This is a genomic window from Chryseobacterium sp. IT-36CA2 (assembly GCF_949767875.1).
Lineage (GTDB): Bacteria > Bacteroidota > Bacteroidia > Flavobacteriales > Weeksellaceae > Chryseobacterium.
In genome coordinates this window covers 272,616-292,015 of record NZ_CATKPG010000023.1, presented here as the reverse complement: position 1 = coordinate 292,015, position 19,400 = coordinate 272,616, and the positions used below count along the sequence as shown (strand labels likewise).

Here is a 19,400-nt window from a genome sequence, read left to right as displayed (position 1 = left end):
AATGAGAAAATTAGCATACATATTATTCATTCTGGCGGTATTTCATACAAATGCCTGTGCACAAGCGCCTAAATCATATATTGTCACTCATATTGTTAATAAAACTATTGATAAGGGAGAATATGTTGATGACAAAAGAATTGATAAAAAAGATAAGACAAGCACTAATAACCTTATTTATATATTCAGTCCAAAAAAAGACAGTATTGCTTTTTACAGATTTACTGACTCGAAGGTATCAGAAAAGAAAGTACCAGATGTATATACCTTAACAAAAAATGAAAATACTCTTTTGTTAACCTCTAAAAACGAAAGTTATACAAACAAACTTAAAATTGCTTTCAATGAAAAGGATAAAACAATTTTAGTGGGAGACAAGGATGTATTCTATTTAAATGCTCCTTATTTCAACTTTTTACAGAAAAACGTTAATGAGTATTTAAACATCCCGGATCTTATTGATTTTTTAGAAGACTTCCTGCCGGGGTATAATCTTGATGATTTAAAATATATTTCTTCATATGAAAAGTACAAACATAAAGACTTTAAAATATTAAAAGGCTATATGGAATCCTATAGAACCCAAGCAAGCGATTATCTGGACAAATGGAATCTGAAGTTTTTATATGATGATAAAGGAATGCCAAAATATGTTTTAAAAGAATCTGTAGAAGGAGATCAGGAACTAGAGAAAAAAATGTTACCGTCCATTAAAGGATCTTTGAAATATACTCAACATACCAATATTGAAAGCAGGCTTATTACTGACAGTGAGATTTTTATAGATATAAACAAAAATATTTATGATGAAAAAGTGAGTTCAGTTCAGGTAGGATTAGGAAAAGAAACCCGATATGAAATGAAACAACTTTCTTATAAAAGATTTCCAACCAATGTCTTTACGCTAAACTCAAAGAGCATTTCTAAAATTATTTCATCAAAATAAAATATTTATTTAAGATGTTTAAGGGTAAAATGATGGCGAAAATGATAAAATATCTATTCAATATATTATTTATTTTTTTGTTTAGCCTGTATTCATATGCTCAAAATGTCTCAGTTTTAAAAGACTCGGTTTGTATTTCGAAGGAATGTTTCGAATTACAGGAGTTAAAAATAGGAACTAAGAATACTGGAATTTATAAGAAAATTCAACAAAGCTATGATCTTTTTAATGGTATTTTTTTCGACAGTCCAGATAAAAGATTGAACGCCAAAAAAGATACTTTAAAAAACTTAATTTCAACAAATTCATTGCGTGATAACCAATACGGGTTTGAAAGATCTTTAAAAAAATAAAAACCTCTGAAAATCAAATGATTTCAGAGGTTTTTTGTACCCATAACCGAAGAAATATCGAAACATTTGGTGGAAGATTTGGAAAGAATTTCTGAAATATTACCTGGAAAATACTCCCAAAAAAAGAAGAATTAGTTAATATATTGAGTATGCTAAAAATGTCTTATTAAAATTTAATTATTTGCAGGGTACTGTCCGTTGAAATATTTTTATTTTTGAATATTTTTCAGGTATAGTATTTCAATTATTTAATTTCCTTAAATCTGAAGGTCTCGATCTGGTAAATTCGCGGAAAGTATCACTAAATGAGCTTACAGAATTATAACCCACGTTATATGCAATTTCATTAATGGACTTATTTGTATTAAGAAGAAGTTCAATGGCCTTAATAATTCTTAAAGTTTTTAAGTATTGGAGAAAAGAAATATCCAAATCTGTTTTAAAAAGACGCGATAGAGAGCGTTCACTCAATCCAAATTTTTTACTTATACTAGCAAGACTGTGTTTTTCTTCTATTGTACATTCAAGATAAGAAACAATATTCCTAGTCATCTTGTTTTTGGTGGCAGGAAGAATAATGGGCAAGGGTTGTTGATGGGTTTTGGGTAGAATTTTTTTTAATGCTACTAAAAATTCAAAATTTTCATCAGTAGATATTACATGTCTCTCATCCCATATTTCAGTATACTTGATCATTTGTATTAAAAGTTCTGTGGCAGGATAAATACCAAGACGACTGAAAAAAGGATCAGACAAATCGTCATGAGCAAAGAAATATAATGATCGTAATACTGTTGCAGAATGACCAATTTGTAAAATATGTTCCAAACCCTGCGGAATCCAGAAGAAATGTCTTGCGGGAACAACATATGTCCGATTATTTATAGTAATATAAGCGATACCTCCTTCAACATAACTAAGTTGTCCTTTGGTATGTCTATGAACCGGGATCAATTTTTCAGATTTTTCATGCATTACAAATACACTTTTATCGTTCTTATCAATATCTGGTAGTGAATTAATTAATCCCATACTAATGTTGTATTTATTGAAAACAAAGATAATGAATTTGGCCGGAATCATGAAAAGAATGACTATTGTCGATAAATTTTTTTTATGTAAAGGATGTAGATTTGCAATACAATGATTCTAAAATTTTCAATGAAAAATTATCTCACTGGATTTCTAATGTTTGGAATAACTTTTTCGACTTGGGCCCAGAGTTCTGTTTGGAATGCAGACACATTAAAACTCTCACTAAAAGACGCTTGGAACAAAGCAGAGGAACACAGTCGCGATATTAAAATAAAACATTTGGAAGTGGGTATTTCTGCTGAAGAAGTAAAAGATCTTAGAGCGGAGCGGCTTCCCGAAGTGCAGATAAAAGGAAGTGCAGAAAAAGCAAGCAATATACCGATTTATGAAAATGGCTTATTTTCAAAACCAAGTCAACATGAAGTAATACATACACTCTACAGAGCAGGTGCTGATTTTTATCTTAATCTCTATAATGGAAATAAACTTAATCTACAAATTAAAGAAGAAAAAATACTTCACGAGATTTCTGAAATTAAGAGAGAGCAAACTGTTTCTGATATTCACTACAAGACGGCTGCTTTGTATTTAGACTTACAAAAAATATTAATTTTCAGAAAACTTATAAAAGAGGATATTGAAGACCAAAAAAAACAGCTGAAAGAAATACGTAGCTTATTAAAAAACGGTGTTGTACTAAAGAGTGACGTTTTGAGAATAGAGCTTGAGCTCTCCAGACGTGAAATGGCATTAATTACGATAGAAAATGATATTCTTATTGCTACTCAAAAACTGAATATTATTATTGGAGTTCCTGACGAACAAATTGTAGTTCCAGACGAACCGGCTTACATTTGGAACAATACCACCTCCTACGAAGAATATTTAAAAACGGCCTTAGAACATTCATTTGATTATCACATTTCAGAACACAAAACGGAGCTCAGTAAAATAAAAATAGATCAAATTAAAGCTAATGTAAGACCCAAAATTGGAATGTATGGAGAATTTTATTATGCAAATCCACAAATTTTCTTATTTCCTTACAATCCATATTGGTATTCTTTGGGGGTAATAGGGTTAAGAGCATCTTTCAATTTATCATCTTTTTATCATAATACCCATAAGGTGAGAGCTGCCAAAATAGAGTTTGAAAAAGAAGAAGAAAGTTATAAAAATACCGAAGATAAGGTAAGACAACAAGTAAAAGAAGCTTACCTGAGATATCAGGAGGCTTTAGAACAGATAAAAGTTGCTGAGGCTAATCAGGCTCATGCGAAAGAAAATGCAAGAATTATTAAAAATACTTACTTTAATCAGACTTCTTTAATTACAGATTTGTTAGATGCAGATGTACAACTTCTGCAGACAAAGTTCGAGCTTGAAGCAGCAAGAATAATGGCACAAAATAAATATTACTTACTACAAAATATAATAGGTATTTTATAAATCATGAAAAAAAAATATACGGTAACTGATAGATTTGTTACTAAAATTACAGGGTGGATTGCAAGTTTAATTCTTTTGGGGCTTATAGTCTGGGGGGGAGGATCCTTAATGGATTATTATAAATATGAGCAAACAAATGATGCACAAATACAAGAGTATGTTAATCCTGTTATTTCTAGGGCTGGAGGCTTTATAGTTGATGTTAAGTTTGAAGAAAATCAAAACGTAAAAAAGGGAGACACAATTTTGGTGATTGATAATAGAGAATATGTTCTTCAACAAGAACAAACGCAAGCATCTCTTGCAAAAGCTGAGGCTCAGCTTGTCGTTTTAGGAAGTACAATTAATACATTGGAAAATGAAGCTTCTTCTTCTCAAGCACAGATTGCCGCAAATAAAGCGAAGGTATGGAAACAAGGATTGGATTATGATAGATATCTGAAACTATATAATGAAGAATCTGCTACTAAACAACAAGTCGAAAAAGTTCAGGCACAACTTGATGTAGATAAAAGTGAATATAGATCATCTCAAGAAAACTACGCTGCATCAGTTTCAAAAATAGAAGATATTCGCGCAGAAAGAAATGTTGTAAAGGCTGAAATTCAAAGGTTGAAATCATTGCTAAATAGACATAAATTAGATGTTACTTATACGTACATTACAGCTCCTTATAATGGCAGAATGGGAAGACGTACAGTTGAAGTGGGTCAAATGATTGATGCAGGGGAAACTCTTGCTTTTATTGTAAATGACGATACAGATAAATGGGTCGTTGCAAATTATAAAGAAACTCAAATTAAAGATATGAGAATAGGTGATGAAGTAAAAATTATCGCAGATGCATATCCTGAAAAAGAGTTTAAAGGAACTATTATTTCTCTTTCACCTGCTACGGGTTCTAGTTTCTCGTTACTCCCACCTGATAACTCTACAGGTAATTATGTTAAAATTGTTCAACGTATACCCATAAGAATACGAGTAGATGGTTCGAGGAAAGAAATAGATGTTTTAAAGGTAGGTATGAATGTTAACGTATTTGCGTCAAAAAAGCATAGTTAAATGAAGACAGCAATCCCAATATTTAAATCTTGGATTCCTGACTGGATGGTGAAAATAGTACTTTTCAGTATGACCCTACCTGGAATTGTGATTTTCTTTCTTCCTCTAGCTAACATCAATGCAGCAGCAGGGTATTATGGAAGTGAACCCGCAGATATGCAGTTTGCAGTGGCTCTTTTTTACGCCGGATACGTAGGATTTTATTCTCTGGAAAGAAGGTTCTTTACTTTTCTAGCTGCGAAAGAATATTTTATAATTTTTACTACTCTGCAAATGCTTGCTTGTCTGGTATGTTACATTACAAAAGATGTTTATATATTATTTCCCGTAAGGTTTATACAAGGAATGTTGTTTGCATCCAATGTGAATATCTCTTTATCTTTAATGTTTACAAGGTTGAAAAGTGAACGTGCGAGAGAAATTGGTTTTTCAGTATTTTTTGGAACTTTGCTCTGTGCTTTGCCTTTCAACAATTTGGTTACCGCGGAATTAATAGATTCTTACAACTTTAACATCGTTTATAAGTCTGCAATATTCTCCTTCTTTCCGGGTTTACTGTTTATAATAACAGGAATGAATTCATTTCGGTTACACGTTAAATTTCCTTTATACAAATTGGATTGGCAAAGCTTTGTAATGTACAGTGCTATTCTGTCACTTTTAGGTTATATTACCATATTTGGACAAGAGTACTATTGGCTTGATGATGTCAGGATTTCCGGTAGTGTATTAGCTATTATAATTCTGTTAATTATTTCTATATTTCGTCAGAAATCATTGAAGCGACCCTATATCAATTTACGTATTTTTTCTTATCAAAATTGTAAAGTAGGTTTAGTTGTGCTTTTTGTTATGTATATCTGTCGGTTTGCGTCAGGTATTACCAATAGCTATTTCACGGGAGTATTGAAGCTTGATCCTTTTCACCTCTCTTACATGAATGTTTTTAATATTTTAGGGATAATAGCTGGAGTTATTATTTCTGCTGCGATGATTCTGCAGAAAAAAAGAATCAGAAATATTTGGTTATTAGGATTTTGTTTATTGTTTGTTTTCCACGTAAGGATGTATTATCTTTTTGATATACAAGCTGATGAATTTAATTATTTTCTACCATTATTTCTTCAGGGAATGGGTGTAGGTTTTATTATGGTACCCACAATTGTTTATATTATTGCCTCTGTACCAGTCTCGTTAGGTCCATCTGCTGCCGCTGCTGCATTAGCTATAAGGTATTTTGGTTATGCTGTAAGTATTGCTATTATAAATTATTTCGAGCTTTTCAGAAAAAGTATGCATTATAATGCTTTTCAGGATCATTTAACAAAAATAGATCCTATGGTAAAAAACTTTTTGCATAAGCAAAATACAAAACTTAGTACCAAAGGTATGCTGAAGGGAATATCTTCTAAAGCTTCTGAGAAATTACTTATTAAAAATCTTAGTACTCAAACACAGATCCGTTTTGCTATGGATTATTATGAGATGATGGCTATTTTCTTATTAATCATTATGGTGCTTATTGCAATATTCCCGTATGTTAATAGGACTCGTGTATATCTTAGATCCAGAAGACTTTCACCGGCTTAAACTTTTTAATTAATACTTATATTATGAAATTAAAACATATATTAATTAGTCTTTTGATATTAAATGGTCTCTTTTCCTGTAATAATGATGACAATACTTTTCATCTGAAAACAGTGAAGCTTCTTGAATATTCAAAGAATCTACCCGAACAAAAGCTATATATAAAGGCTTTTAATGACGATGTACCTGTAGCCATTGCACAAACTGATGAATATCCAAGTACATTACCATTGCCAGCAACTCTAAAAATGTATCCTTCACCAAATATGAACCTATACGGAAAAAAATATCACTTGGAGCTTTGGGGCGGGATTTCAGGATATATTGGAAGGTGTGATATTGATATGGATGACTATAAAATTGTTTTCCCTATTGATATGGAAATTGAAAACGAGAGTTTAAGTATTTCGATGCAAGGTACCTGGGAATAAGAATAAAACAAGTATGGAGGAAATAAGAATTTTTAGTGAAACTATATCAGAACTCTTAGACAGTGGGTATCTTTTACAAAATGAACTAACGGAATATTTAAATTTAATAAAATATATTAAAACAGAAGGTTCTGAAATTCCAGCTTCTGGGTTCAAAGTTGATAAAATATATAAATGTTATGACGATAATTCTGAAATAATTTATGTTTTTGCAATATCAAATTCAAATAACAATATAAAAGGAATAACTACTTCAATTCGCGTAGATGAAAACATTATTGAGTTCTCGGAATTGTTCAAGAAAATTAGAAAAGGAATAGAGAAATTCGGAAATTATGTTTTTGGAATAAATAATAATAAAATATTTTAACAATTAATTTAGTATCACTTATGATTAATTTTCAACAAATTAATTAAAATTAATCATAAGATTGCGTAATGCAATCTTATGACCGAAAGTGAATAAATTAAGAGTTATTCTATATTTTGAGCCTTTAATAGCTTAAGAAATTTTTAGAATAGCTTTTATTATTTTTTCGGTGGATTACTATGGGCTACTTTTCAAAAAAAATCTAAGATAGTAAACAGGCATATAAGAAGACAGGTTATAGTTTTTATATGAATCAATTTTCTTGTGTTTTTGTTCGTAAAAACGGATTTTCATCTTCCATCAAGTCTTTGACCTTTGAAACAATAGTTTGTAGATATTGTAAACAAAATTTTGACTTTTCAATCACGATCTTGCATAAAGATCTAGATTCTGCTATTATATCAAAATTCTATTTGCGTATTAATTCTTTTGACTTTTATTTTTTCATTATCAATCGAAACAATGATCAAAATTTCTTTTTCGTTTATGACAAAACACAAATAAATTTGTACACTGAACAATAGTCTTGATTCTTTAAAACAAATTACTGAACAGGTTGTCTGGTAAAGAATTGTAATTTAACAGTTATAAACAATGCGAATATGTTTTGTTTTATCTTAAAAAAAAGTATCTAATTCTTTGTTGATGAGTATGGAATATTGTGATTAAAACAAGTTTTTTTATGTTGAGAAAATACGATTTGTTCAATCTGACATTACATCAAGTTATTGAAATATTTTAAACTAAATTAACGTAGTTCACTAAAAAAAGAGTACCTATCCAGTTTCATCTTTTTAAATGTATGTGTGAATAGGTGATAAATTAATGACTAAAGCTATAGTTTAAAACACTTTTAATATTGGCTACGTTTGCTATGATGACTTTTAAGGTATTTGTAATTTAAAAGGCCCTTCAAAATAAGTCTGATAAGAATCAATTAACTTCCCATTTAAATCATATACACCTATAGTAATATTCTGTTTGGAAAGATTCATTTGTGATTCTGGAAAGCTGATGTTGATGGTTCCTTTTGATATTTTATCACGATCTACGACTATTTTACTAGAAGCACTATAATTAATTTCAGCATGTGCCGGTTCGATAACTTTTATAGTAACAATTTTTTTATTATTTGTCTTATTAAGAAATGTGTAATTATACGTATTGATAATTTTTCCTTCTCTTACAAAAAATGTACTACCTGCAGGTTTGATAAACTTCGCTTCCATATCACCTCTGCTTGACAGAAGGAATCCAAGGAACCCGATCAGCAATATCAGAATTGCTGCAAAACCTTTCATTCTGCTAGTAAACTTATAAGGAGTCCCGGTCTCAATCTCTTTTTCTGATGCGTATCTGATCAAACCTTTTGGCAAACCTACTTTTTCCATTATTTCGTCACATGCATCTATACATGCAGTACAATTTACGCATTCCAATTGCTGTCCGTCTCTAATATCGATTCCAGTAGGACAAACTGCAACACATTGATAACAATCGATACAATCACCTTTTCCTGTAACTTTTCTGTCTTCCCCTTTTCTCCATTTAGAGCGGTTTTCACCTCTTTTGAAATCATAAAATACATTAATAGTTTCCTTATCAATTAGTACACCTTGTAACCTTCCATATGGACAAACCAATGTGCAAACCTGCTCTCGAAACCATGCAAATACAAAATAAAAAGTGGCTGTAAAAAGAATCATAACAATAAAGTTGGTGATGTTCTCAAATGGTCCTTCCGAGATAATTTTAAACACTTTTTCGTAACCAACAATATACATAAACATAATGTGGGTTATGATGAGAGAAATGATAATATAAATAGACCATTTTAGAGTCCTTTTCCAAATTTTTTCAGTATTCCATTCCTGTCGATCAAGTCTCATTTGTTTATTGCGATCACCCTCAATCCAAAACTCTATTTTTCGGAAGACCGATTCCATAAAAATTGTTTGAGGGCATATCCAACCACAAAAAATTCTTCCAAAGGCAATAGTAAAAACAATAATGAAAATAAGAGAAGCAATAGCACCTAGGGTAAGAATAAAAAAATCCTGCGGATAGAAAGGTTGCCCCGCAATAAAATATTCTCCATTAATGACATTTAACAAAAAGAAAGGGTTTCCATTAATTTTAATAAATGGAATGACAAAGTACATAATCAAAAGAGTATAACTTACTAGATCTCTGTAATTAGTGTATTTACCCTTTGGTTTTTTTGGAAAAACCCATTTTCTCTTACCTGATTGTTCCATTGTTCCTATAGAATCTCTATAGGTCTCAGGGTTTAAAACTTGCCCCTGTCCGCCGCGAACGACTTCTTCATTTATTTCTGACATTTCAGTGTTAGTATATATAAATTGTAATTCTTATTGATCATCACGGAGGGGAGCACGCTCTGCTTCATGATAAAATTTTTTTGGTCTTGTGAAAATATAAAGTATGAGAATAACAAAAAAAATAAAAAAATAATCATGGATAACGTTTGATAAAATCCTGCATAATCAGTATTTGCTAAAATGTCTTTAAAGTTTTGAGGAATCATTTCATGTATATTTAATTGTTACCAGCTGTTTTTATATCGCTTGTTTTTATATCTGTACCTAATCTTTGCAGATAGGCTATAAGGGCTATAATTTCTTTCTTTTCTAGTTCACCTTGTGGCCTTTTGGCGTAGGCTTCTTTCAAGTCTGTAGCCTCCGAAAAAATATCTTTCACTATTATAGATGCCTGATTATCGGCCCATTTATCAGCTGAATCAATTTGGGCTTTTGTGTAAGGTACATCAAATGTATTTTTCATAAATTTTAGCTTATCGATCATTTTAGATCGATCTAAATTATTGGCTATTAGCCATGGATATCGAGGCATGATAGAACCGGCGGATGTGGACCTAGGGTTATACATATGTTTATAATGCCAAGAACTTGGGTTTTTACCACCTTCTCTATGTAAATCTGGTCCTGTTCTTTTTGAACCCCAAAGGAATGGTCTGTCATAAACAAATTCCCCAGCCTTAGAATACTGGCCGTTTTTGCCATTAAATCTTACAATCTCATCTCGGAATGGTCTTACAATTTGAGAGTGACAGGCATTACAGCCTTCGCGGATGTATAAATCTCTACCTTCTAATTCTAATGGGGAATATGGTTTTACTGCTGAAATTGTCGGTATATTTTGTTTAAGCATTAAAGTTGGTATAATTTCTACAGCTCCTCCAATTGATACTGCAATAAAAGATAACACTGTGAATAAGACGGGCAATCTTTCCAACCAAAGATGGATACCTTCTCCCTCTTTCCTTTTATTACTAATATTGGCTAAGGCCGGTGCTTCGGCAGGCACTTCTTTTTGGAAAGAGCCTTTTCTAATAGTAGCTGTAAGATTAATGACCATTAAGATAGCACCTGAAAAGTAAAATAACCCACCTAAAAATCTCATTTTAAAATAAGGGATAATTGCCGTTACTGTATCTAACCAGTTTTTCCATAATAATGTCCCATCCGGGTTAAATTGTTTCCACATTAATCCTTGTGTAAATCCTGAAATATACATTGGTACTGCGTAGAAAATAATTCCTAAAGTTCCTAACCAGAAATGCCAGTTCGCCAGCTTAACAGACCATATTTTTGTTCTCCATAGGATTGGAATAAGGTAGTAGATCATTCCAAAAGCCATAAAACCATTCCATCCTAATGCTCCAAGGTGAACATGACCTATCACCCAATCGGTAAAGTGACCAATTTTGTTGATGTTTTTAGTCGCCAGTAGTGGTCCCTCAAAAGTTGCCATACCATAACAAGTAACTGCAACGACAAAGAATTTTAAAATAGGATTTTCTCGTACTTTATCCCAAGATCCTCTCAGAGTCAATAGTCCATTCAGCATTCCTCCCCATGATGGGGCAATCAGCATAATTGAAAAACCAGTACCTACAGCTTGTGCCCATGCTGGTATTGCTGTATATTGAAGATGATGTGGTCCTGCCCAGATATATACAAAAATTAACGACCAGAAATGAATAATTGAGAGTTTATACGAAAAAACAGGTCGTTCGGCTGCTTTTGGTAAAAAATAATACATTAATCCCAAAATTGGAGTGGTTAAAATAAATGCAACTGCGTTGTGACCATACCACCATTGTACAATAGCATCTTTTACTCCAGCATACGCAGAATATGATTTCCACCCCGTAAATGATAAGGGAACTTCAAGGTTATTGAATATGTAAAGCATTGCTACTGCAATCCAAGTTCCCAAATAAAACCAAATTGCAACATATAGATGTCTAACTCTTCTTTTTGTGATGGTTCCGAACATATTAAGTCCAAAAATTACCCATGAAAAAGTAAGAAGTATGTCGATTGGCCATTCATGTTCCGCATATTCCTTTGATGTATTGATTCCCATGAAGAAAGTAATAAATGTTACTACGACCATTAACTGCCACGTCCAAAAATGAATCCAACTTAATGTTTTGTTAAACATTTCTGTTTTTAAGAGGCGAGGTACAGAGTAGTATACCCCAATAAAAAAGCTGTTACAAACAAATGCAAAGATTACAGTATTTGTATGCAACATTCTTATTCGACCAAATCCGAAGGCTCCATTAGTATCTATCAATGCTTGGATACCTCCGTTTCTCAAGATATGAATAGATTGGTCATCTGTCCCAAAAATGAATTCAGGCAGTTCAGGGTAAAACAAAAGCAGAGCTGCAGTCAGTCCAAAGACGAATCCTATTAACGCAAAAACTATTGTTGCATATAAAAATGCACGTACTATGGTGTTATCATAGTAAAAATTCTGTGTTTCCATTATGTTCAAAGTTAATATACCACTATCATTTATTTATGGTGTTAATCATCGAAAAAATAGCTATTTTTATGATGATTAAAATATTACAGCAATAAAGTATGAAGGAGGTTTATCCAACATTTGAAATTGAAGGTCTGTCGACGTGTAATTCAATTAATGAAGTATTTACCATTGATAGATTTTCAGAATTTTTAGATCAAAATCCTGGAACAACAAAAGTTCATCGCCATTCTTTTTATCATGTTACCTATTTTGTAAAAGGATATGGTGAAAATTTAATCGACTTCAAAACATACGACGTTGCTCCAGAAAAGATTTTTTTTATGCGTCCGGGACAGGTTCATAGTTGGAGATTGGATGAAAATACAGAAGGTTATGTAATTAATTTTTCCACTACTTTTTTTGATCAGTTGAAGATCAATTCTTCGTTAATTGATCAATTTCCATTTTTTAATTTATTTGAAAGTGACCAGATGGTAAATATTTCAAAGGAAAACCAACGTAAGTTGAAAGTTTGTTTTGAAAATATTATTACAGAAATGACTGACATTCAATCTTGGTCACAAATAATGATTGCATCTTTAATACTTCAGATTTGTGCACTTGCTGGAAAAGATACTATCTCCAAAACTATATTTATTGACACGAATTATAATTCTTTAATATTAAAGCAGTTTATAGAGATTTTAGAAACTAATTTTCATCAATATAAATTACCCAAAGATTATGCAACTTCTCTAAATATAACACCTAACCAATTGAACTTTATATGTAAGCAACAAATTAACCTATCAGCTGGTGAAATTATTAGAAATAGGATTATTCTGGAAGCTAAAAGACTTTTGGTGAATTTTGATTTATCAATTACAAATATTGCTGAAGCATTAAATTATTCAGACCCGTCTTACTTTGTAAAATTTTTTAAAAAATATACATCATTTACCCCCGAGGCCTTCCGAAAGCAATATTATAATAAGTATTAAAAATCATTCAATAGTATTATAAATTTAATAAATTACGATTAATAGAAATGATTTCTGAAAAACATATAAAAGATTATAATTACAATATCACGCAGTATAGTAGTGGAGATTTTATCTATGAGGAAAATTCAACCTGTAAGAGTTATTTTCAAATTATATCAGGAACGGTCAAGCTTAATAATTACAGTGAAGATGGAAAAGAATTCATTCAGAATATTATCAATGCACCACAAGGATTTGGCGAAGTCTTATTATTTATTAATGAAAAGTATCCAACTAATGCCATAGCCTTAACAGATTGTGATATTATACAGATTTCTTCCAAAGATTTTTTTAAACTGTTGACTGAATATCCTAAATATGCGATAGAAATTAACAAAAGCCTTTCACGCAGGTTATATTATAAAATGATCATGTCTCAACATATATTTTCTAATGACCCTACTACGAGACTTAAAACTTTAATGAATTATTTTAAGAATATCTATTGCATAGAAAATGGTTTAAATTCCGAATATATTGTTCCGTTAACTCGCCAACAGATGGCAAATCTAACCGGATTGCGTGTAGAAACTGTTATACGAACTATTAAATTAATGGAAAAAAATAATCTGCTGAAGATAAAAAAAGGATTAATTTACTATTAAATAAACTAACCAGTTGTGATTTCAATCATAATAGAAAATTAAGCATTCAAAGTAGTTTTAAGTAAATAAAGTTGTTTCTTTAAAACTTATACTATGGACGAACTTCTTAATGAGCCTGGTTTACAAATTACAATTGTTCTTTTTTTGATTCCCATCATTTTTGCACTTATTCTTATTTTAATAAGAGTAAATCGGATGATTTCTGATACATTGAAAAAAAAAGAACTTAAAAGGATATATGAGCATCTGAGTCATCTGCAGCCAGGCGAAATTTCTGCGTTGGAGGAACGAAAAAAAGAACTTGAATTCCAACTTTCAGGAAACGAACTTTCCGCAAATAAGCAAGTAAAAGACCCGCGTGGGTTAATAGACCAAGCAAATGAAATTCATGAAATCCGTTTTCTGCAAACCAAAAGAGAGGAGGGAAGGAATATTAAAATTCTGGATGAGGAAAAAAAATTAATCCTTTGGTTTCTTGGCACTAGTGTATTCTGGCTTTTTATGGGAACCACGGTTGGTGAATATCTTGGAATAAAATTTGTCGCTCCGGATGCTGACCATATCAGCTGGTTGAGTTTCGGAAGGCTTAGACCCGTACATACCAATATGGTTTTTTGGGGATGGGCATCTATGGCAATGGTAGGTTTCTCATATTATGTCATTCCAAGGGTGGGAAATACAAAAATTTTCAATCTTAAGATAGGATATGTGACTTTAATATTAATGAATTCTGCTGTATTTCTTGGTAGCGTTTGCTTAATGGCGGGAATCAATAATAGTGGCGGAGAGTATAGGGAATATATCTGGCCAGTTATGTTACTTTTTGCTACAGGAATTATTATTAGTATTTATAATCATATCAATACGATCGCGTTCCGAAAAACAGAAGAAATCTATGTTTCCAATTGGTATGTAGTCTCGGCTATGATGTTTGTTGTAGTCATATTGGTGGTTGCTTATCTTCCATTTTGGCAAGACGGTTTGGGAGAAACCATAACGCAGGGTTATTTTATGCATCAGGGGGTGGGGATGTGGTTTATGTTTTTCAATTTGGGATTAATGTATTATTTTCTTCCACAAGAGTTGAACAGTCCGGTGTACTCTTATAGTTTGAGTATACTTGCGTTTTGGACACAGATTTTATTTTATACTCTCATTGGGACACATCATTTTATTTTTAGTGCTATCCCATGGTGGATGCAGACTATTGCTATTGTTGCTAGTGTGGGCATGGTGATTCCTGTTGCAGCAGGCAGTATTAATTTTATGATGACAATTCGTGGATCATGGCATCGCTTGAAACTGAGTTATGTACTACCTTTTTATGTAGTTTCTATTATTTTTTACTTTACAGGCTCAATGCAAGGAACGGCAGAAGCTTTCAGATCTACCAATCTATTATGGCATTTTACTGATTTTACGGTAGCCCATTCACACTTAACGATGTACGGGATTATTACATTTATGCTATGGTCTTTCACTTATACCTTAGTACCAAGACTTACTTCATGTGAACCACCAAGTATTACCGTCGGATTACATTTTTGGTTAGCTTTGGTTGGGGTTTTAGTATATACCGTTTCACTAATGATAGGCTCTACAGAAAAAGGAATGATGTGGATGGAGAAACAACCGTTTATTGAAGGAGTTATGCATATGATGCCTTTCTGGCTCTGGAGAGCGATCGGGGGAACAATGATGTGGTTGTCACACATCATCTTTGCTTATAATTTTTACAGAATGATAAAGCCCAAAAAAGAAATTAAACTTCCTCAGACACCAGACGATATTTTAGAAATCATTCACAATAAAAAAACAAAAGCATAATGGATTTTTTTAGTGATCATAAGAAACTTTTTTCTTCAGCATTGGCATTTTTCCTTTTTCTGACCCTGTTTATATGCATATTTCCTGCATTGAACAACCAAAAAGTATATCAACCTTTACAGGGAAGTAAACCTCTTACAGAAGAAGAAAGCCGTGGGAAATCAATTTATATCCGTGAAGGTTGTGTAGCATGTCATACTCAGCAGGTTCGTAATGTAGACATGGACCAAGTATTCGGTAACCGTCCAAGCCTGGCTGTAGATTATGCCAGAAACAAAAGACTCAATCTTTTCCAGAATACTGCTACCCTCATGGGAACAGAAAGAACAGGTCCCGATCTTACCAATATCGGAGCCCGACAATCTAGTAAAGACTGGCAATACTCCCACCTATTCAACCCCAGATCTGTAGTTCCCCAATCGATCATGCCTTCTTATAAATGGTTATTCCTAATTAAAGATCAACTTGATCCTGGAGATAAGGAAATCAGTCTTCCTGACGCATTTAAAAAAGGAATTAAAGGAAAAGTTGTTCCATCAAAAGATGCCAGTGACCTGGTGGCATATCTTCTCAGTCTTAAACAGACCGAACTTCCTAAGAGTATTCCGGCAAGAGAATTTTTGTACAAAAAAGAAGAGAAAAAAACTGAAGGAAGTGTTGGAGGAGATAATCTTCCTGATGGAGAAGCTTTATTTGTAGCCAATTGTGCCACCTGTCACCAGGCAACCGGAGAAGGAGTTCCGGGAGCATTCCCACCATTGAAAGGTGACAAAGTAGTCTTAGGAGATAATCTGGAACTGTATGTTACTATTATTATGAAAGGATATAACGGTCTGGCACCTCAATTTGGAGAAATGCCAGCAGTAGGGACCAATGCTAATTTCAAACCTGAAGATGTGGCTGCTATCATTAATCATGAAAGAACAAGCTGGGGAAATAATGGTAAGAAAGTAACTGCTGAAGAAGTAAAAACAATCATGGATAAAATAAAATAGTATGAAAAAATTAAAGTTTATAATTCCTATTTTTGTTCTTTGGACTGAATATGTTCAGGCTTGTGATGCCTGTAGGCTTCAGCAACCCAAAATAACCCAAAACTTTACACATGGTACGGGTCCTGAATCAAACTGGGATTGGGTTATTGTGACAATTATTACAATAATTACCCTAGGAACATTGTTTTATTCTTTCAAATTCTTAATCAAACCAAACGAGAATAGCAAGAAACATATCAAAAATAATATATTGGATTTTTAAATCTTAGAAAAATGTCAAAACATAATGCCGTAGTCTTTTTATATATAGATGAGGAACCGAATCCTATTGCTGAACTTCAGACTCCTATAGTTTTCAATCTCGATACCACGAAATTGGCAGACGGAGAACACACTTTAAAAATTGTTAGCAAATTTGATAATAAAGAAGGCCTGAAAATTACTCGTTTTAATGTGCGTAATGGACCGATCATTCATATGGAGGGGCTATCTAACAATGAAACCGTCAACGGAATATTACCATTGATGATCAATGCGTATGATACAGGTAGAAATCAGAGTTTTATTATTAAAGGAAGTGAAAACCCGAGAACTATTCCAGTTTGGGTTTGGGTTATCGCTTTGATATTTATAGCTTGGGCAGCTTTTTATATTGTTACGAATTTTAGTCTTTAAATTAAATATTTGTCTATTTTTATTAACCTAGTCACGATAAATTTTGACGATTTTTTTAATTTATTTAACATTAATACTACACTGAATGAAAATAAAACTCAAAAGAATCTATGAAACTTTTTCTCCTACAGATGGATACCGTGTTTTAGTAGATAGATTATGGCCTCGAGGAATCTCTAAAGAAAATGCCCATATTGAAGAATGGAATAAAGAGTTAGCTCCTTCTAATGAACTCCGAAAGTGGTTTCACCATGATCCTAAACTTTGGAAGGGTTTTTCAGAAAAATACGAAACCGAACTCAAAGAAAATGGTTCTGGAAAAGAATTTCTAAATCGAAATAAAAAACAAGATATCATCACTTTGGTCTATGGTGCTAAAGATGAGCAGCATTGCCATCCTTTGATTTTAAAAAAATATTTAGAAAATTTGATTTTAAATGATAAAATATGATAGATTTCTTTTTGAATCCATCTATCCAGCACCTAATTTTGTGAAAAAATTGAATTTATATTGGTAATGAAAAGAAAAAGCATACAAAGACACCATTATTTCAGATTAATTTTAATTTCTATCATAATAAGTATCTGCGCTTCTTTTCTAGGATACTCATTAAAGTTAATTACTGAATATTTTCAAAAGCTCATATTTCATTTTGCAGAAGAAGAAAATACCTTAATTTTTATTTTTCTGCCAACGATTGGGATTACAGCAATCTACTTTTTAAGAAAATACTTTTTTTTGAATAGAAAAAATAAAGGAATCACCGAAATTTACAAAACTCTTGATCAAAGAAAAAATCATCTACCTCTTTTCAAGATTCCATCACATTATTTTAATGGATTTCTTACTGTAATCTTCGGCGGTTCCACAGGAATTGAAGTATCTACGGTCGTTGCAACAGCAACTCTAGGAAATACGATATACGAAAAACATTTTTCTGCAAATATTTATAAATTGGAACTTATTAGTGCTGGGGTTGTTGCTGGGGTAAGTATTTTATTTGGAAGTCCAATTGCTGGGTGGCTTTTTGCTATGGAAGTAATTGCAAGAAAGTTTAATAAAACACTTTTTATAAGCTGTACTGCATCTGCTACCATTTCCGCTATTTTTCTTTGTTTTATAAAAAGTGAACCATTACTCTCTTTTGAAATTACTGGATGGAAATGGACTGCGCTTCCGTTTTTTGTAATCTTAAGTTTATTAGGAGGTGTTTTATCTGTTTATTTTACAGTTTTAGTTATTAAGATTAAAGATTTTTTTTCAGGAATTTCCAATAATTTTTTGAGGGTAAATTTAGGAGCTTTAATTGTAGGGGGGCTAATATTTTGTTTTCCGTTTTTGTATGGCGATAGTTATCATTCATTATCGGAAATTCTCAACCATCCCAAGAGTTACTCCTTTCTTTTTCTTCTTTTTCTAATTTTATTAAAACCATTAGCTTCTGCTCTAACTCTTGGCGCTGGAGGAGATGGTGGTGTTTTTGCGCCTAGTATTGTTGCAGGTGCATTCTTGGGACTTACCTTTGCTCTTTTTTGCAATACTTTTTTTGGAACATCTTTAATTTATGTAAATTTTGTGTTGGTTGGGGCTGCCGCTACTTTATCAGCATCTATTTATGCTCCTTTAACTGCACTTTTCTTGGTATGTAATCTAGCACCTAACGGATATGTGTTATTCTTTCCAGTATTATTAGGATGTTGGGCTTCGCAAAACTTAGCTAGGAGAATTATACCCTATAATGTATATTCATATGATATTAAAAGCTAATAATGTCTGTTTTCTTTTCTTAAAAGTGTGTAAATTAAACAAATAATTTATGCAAACATGCGGGTTTTATGACGAATCAGGAGAATTTGCCTTCCGAGTTGGTTTACCTGGAAAAAGTGGCGTACGGAGCGAAATTGTAGCAACATGCCTAAACATTATATCGTTTCGGTATGGTTTCCAAAATTAAATTTAAAAGGAAACTCGTACAGAGGAATGAAATCCTTGGAAGAATTAACGAGAGTAACGGAAGACTCAATTTTTGGGAATTATAATTACCATTGTTTTTTAGCTATTAAATGATCAAAGAATTTTCTTACAAACAATTTGACAACGTAGAATTTAGCAATCATTTTTAGGAGACCAATTATTGACAGCCATAGGCTGATCATATCAAAATTCTTTTTATTCCTGAAAATGCTATCATACAGGTTGATTTTCAAGAAATATA

At 32.1% G+C, this 19,400-nt stretch carries 17 protein-coding genes and 1 pseudogene; 15 read left to right on the top strand and 3 right to left on the bottom strand.

Annotated features, from left to right (window positions below; translation table 11 throughout):
* Position 1: 1 nt before the first annotated feature.
* A complete protein-coding gene (locus ACM6F9_RS18255; protein WP_414847023.1) occupies positions 2-946 on the top strand; it encodes a hypothetical protein in 945 nt (314 codons plus the stop codon).
* Positions 947-1,539: 593 nt separating this feature from the next.
* On the opposite strand, the gene ACM6F9_RS18250 is transcribed toward ACM6F9_RS18255, so the two are convergent.
* A complete protein-coding gene (locus tag ACM6F9_RS18250; RefSeq protein WP_062676471.1) occupies positions 1,540-2,331 on the bottom strand; it encodes an AraC family transcriptional regulator in 792 nt (263 codons plus the stop codon).
* A gap of 129 nt (positions 2,332-2,460) precedes the next feature.
* Here ACM6F9_RS18250 and ACM6F9_RS18245 point away from each other — a divergent pair, with 129 nt between their 5' ends.
* The 5 genes from ACM6F9_RS18245 to ACM6F9_RS18225 are packed head-to-tail and all read left to right on the top strand — an operon-like array spanning position 2,461 to position 7,236.
* Entirely contained in the window at positions 2,461-3,783 is a 1,323-nt protein-coding gene (locus ACM6F9_RS18245; RefSeq protein ID WP_414847022.1) for a TolC family protein, read from the top strand.
* Positions 3,784-3,786: 3 nt separating this feature from the next.
* Positions 3,787-4,845 (top strand): HlyD family secretion protein, encoded by a 1,059-nt coding sequence (locus ACM6F9_RS18240; protein ID WP_322924644.1) that lies wholly within the window; start codon positions 3,787-3,789, stop codon positions 4,843-4,845.
* Complete coding sequence (locus tag ACM6F9_RS18235) at positions 4,846-6,435, top strand: beta-carotene 15,15'-monooxygenase (RefSeq protein ID WP_414847021.1); 1,590 nt, start codon at positions 4,846-4,848, stop codon at positions 6,433-6,435.
* A 23-nt stretch (positions 6,436-6,458) separates the two neighbouring features.
* Positions 6,459-6,866: a hypothetical protein gene (locus tag ACM6F9_RS18230; protein ID WP_414847020.1), complete on the top strand. Its 408-nt coding sequence runs from the start codon at positions 6,459-6,461 to the stop codon at positions 6,864-6,866.
* Between the two features lie 13 nt (positions 6,867-6,879).
* Positions 6,880-7,236, top strand: coding sequence for a hypothetical protein (locus ACM6F9_RS18225; RefSeq protein WP_414847019.1), 357 nt, complete (start codon positions 6,880-6,882; stop codon positions 7,234-7,236).
* Positions 7,237-8,120: 884 nt separating this feature from the next.
* On the opposite strand, the gene ccoG is transcribed toward ACM6F9_RS18225, so the two are convergent.
* Both ccoG and ccoN read right to left on the bottom strand, forming a co-directional pair.
* Positions 8,121-9,578, bottom strand: a complete 1,458-nt coding sequence (ccoG, locus tag ACM6F9_RS18220) for a cytochrome c oxidase accessory protein CcoG (RefSeq protein WP_414847018.1) — start codon at positions 9,576-9,578, stop codon at positions 8,121-8,123.
* A gap of 217 nt (positions 9,579-9,795) precedes the next feature.
* Entirely contained in the window at positions 9,796-12,057 is a 2,262-nt protein-coding gene (gene ccoN, locus ACM6F9_RS18215; protein WP_322924653.1) for a cytochrome-c oxidase, cbb3-type subunit I, read from the bottom strand.
* Between the two features lie 98 nt (positions 12,058-12,155).
* On the opposite strand from ccoN, the gene ACM6F9_RS18210 reads away from it, so the two are divergent.
* From ACM6F9_RS18210 to ACM6F9_RS18170, 9 genes and pseudogenes are all read left to right on the top strand, one after another.
* Positions 12,156-13,040, top strand: a complete 885-nt coding sequence (locus tag ACM6F9_RS18210; RefSeq protein WP_414847017.1) for an AraC family transcriptional regulator — start codon at positions 12,156-12,158, stop codon at positions 13,038-13,040.
* A 47-nt stretch (positions 13,041-13,087) separates the two neighbouring features.
* Positions 13,088-13,687, top strand: coding sequence for a Crp/Fnr family transcriptional regulator (locus ACM6F9_RS18205; protein WP_062676334.1), 600 nt, complete (start codon positions 13,088-13,090; stop codon positions 13,685-13,687).
* A gap of 93 nt (positions 13,688-13,780) precedes the next feature.
* Complete coding sequence (locus ACM6F9_RS18200; RefSeq protein ID WP_414847016.1) at positions 13,781-15,514, top strand: cbb3-type cytochrome c oxidase subunit I; 1,734 nt, start codon at positions 13,781-13,783, stop codon at positions 15,512-15,514.
* Positions 15,514-16,509, top strand: a complete 996-nt coding sequence (locus tag ACM6F9_RS18195) for a cytochrome c (protein WP_414847015.1) — start codon at positions 15,514-15,516, stop codon at positions 16,507-16,509. The genes ACM6F9_RS18200 and ACM6F9_RS18195 overlap by 1 nt, the downstream gene beginning before the upstream one ends.
* Position 16,510: 1 nt before the next feature.
* A complete protein-coding gene (locus ACM6F9_RS18190) occupies positions 16,511-16,771 on the top strand; it encodes a hypothetical protein (RefSeq protein ID WP_322924663.1) in 261 nt (86 codons plus the stop codon).
* Positions 16,772-16,782: 11 nt separating this feature from the next.
* Positions 16,783-17,184, top strand: coding sequence for a hypothetical protein (locus tag ACM6F9_RS18185; RefSeq protein ID WP_322924665.1), 402 nt, complete (start codon positions 16,783-16,785; stop codon positions 17,182-17,184).
* An 85-nt stretch (positions 17,185-17,269) separates the two neighbouring features.
* A complete protein-coding gene (locus ACM6F9_RS18180; RefSeq protein WP_322924666.1) occupies positions 17,270-17,635 on the top strand; it encodes a DUF488 domain-containing protein in 366 nt (121 codons plus the stop codon).
* Positions 17,636-17,701: 66 nt separating this feature from the next.
* Complete coding sequence (locus tag ACM6F9_RS18175; protein WP_322924668.1) at positions 17,702-18,952, top strand: chloride channel protein; 1,251 nt, start codon at positions 17,702-17,704, stop codon at positions 18,950-18,952.
* 49 nt (positions 18,953-19,001) lie between these two features.
* Positions 19,002-19,252 (top strand): annotated as a pseudogene (locus ACM6F9_RS18170) (glutaminase); the annotation flags it as partial.
* Positions 19,253-19,400 lie beyond the last annotated feature (148 nt).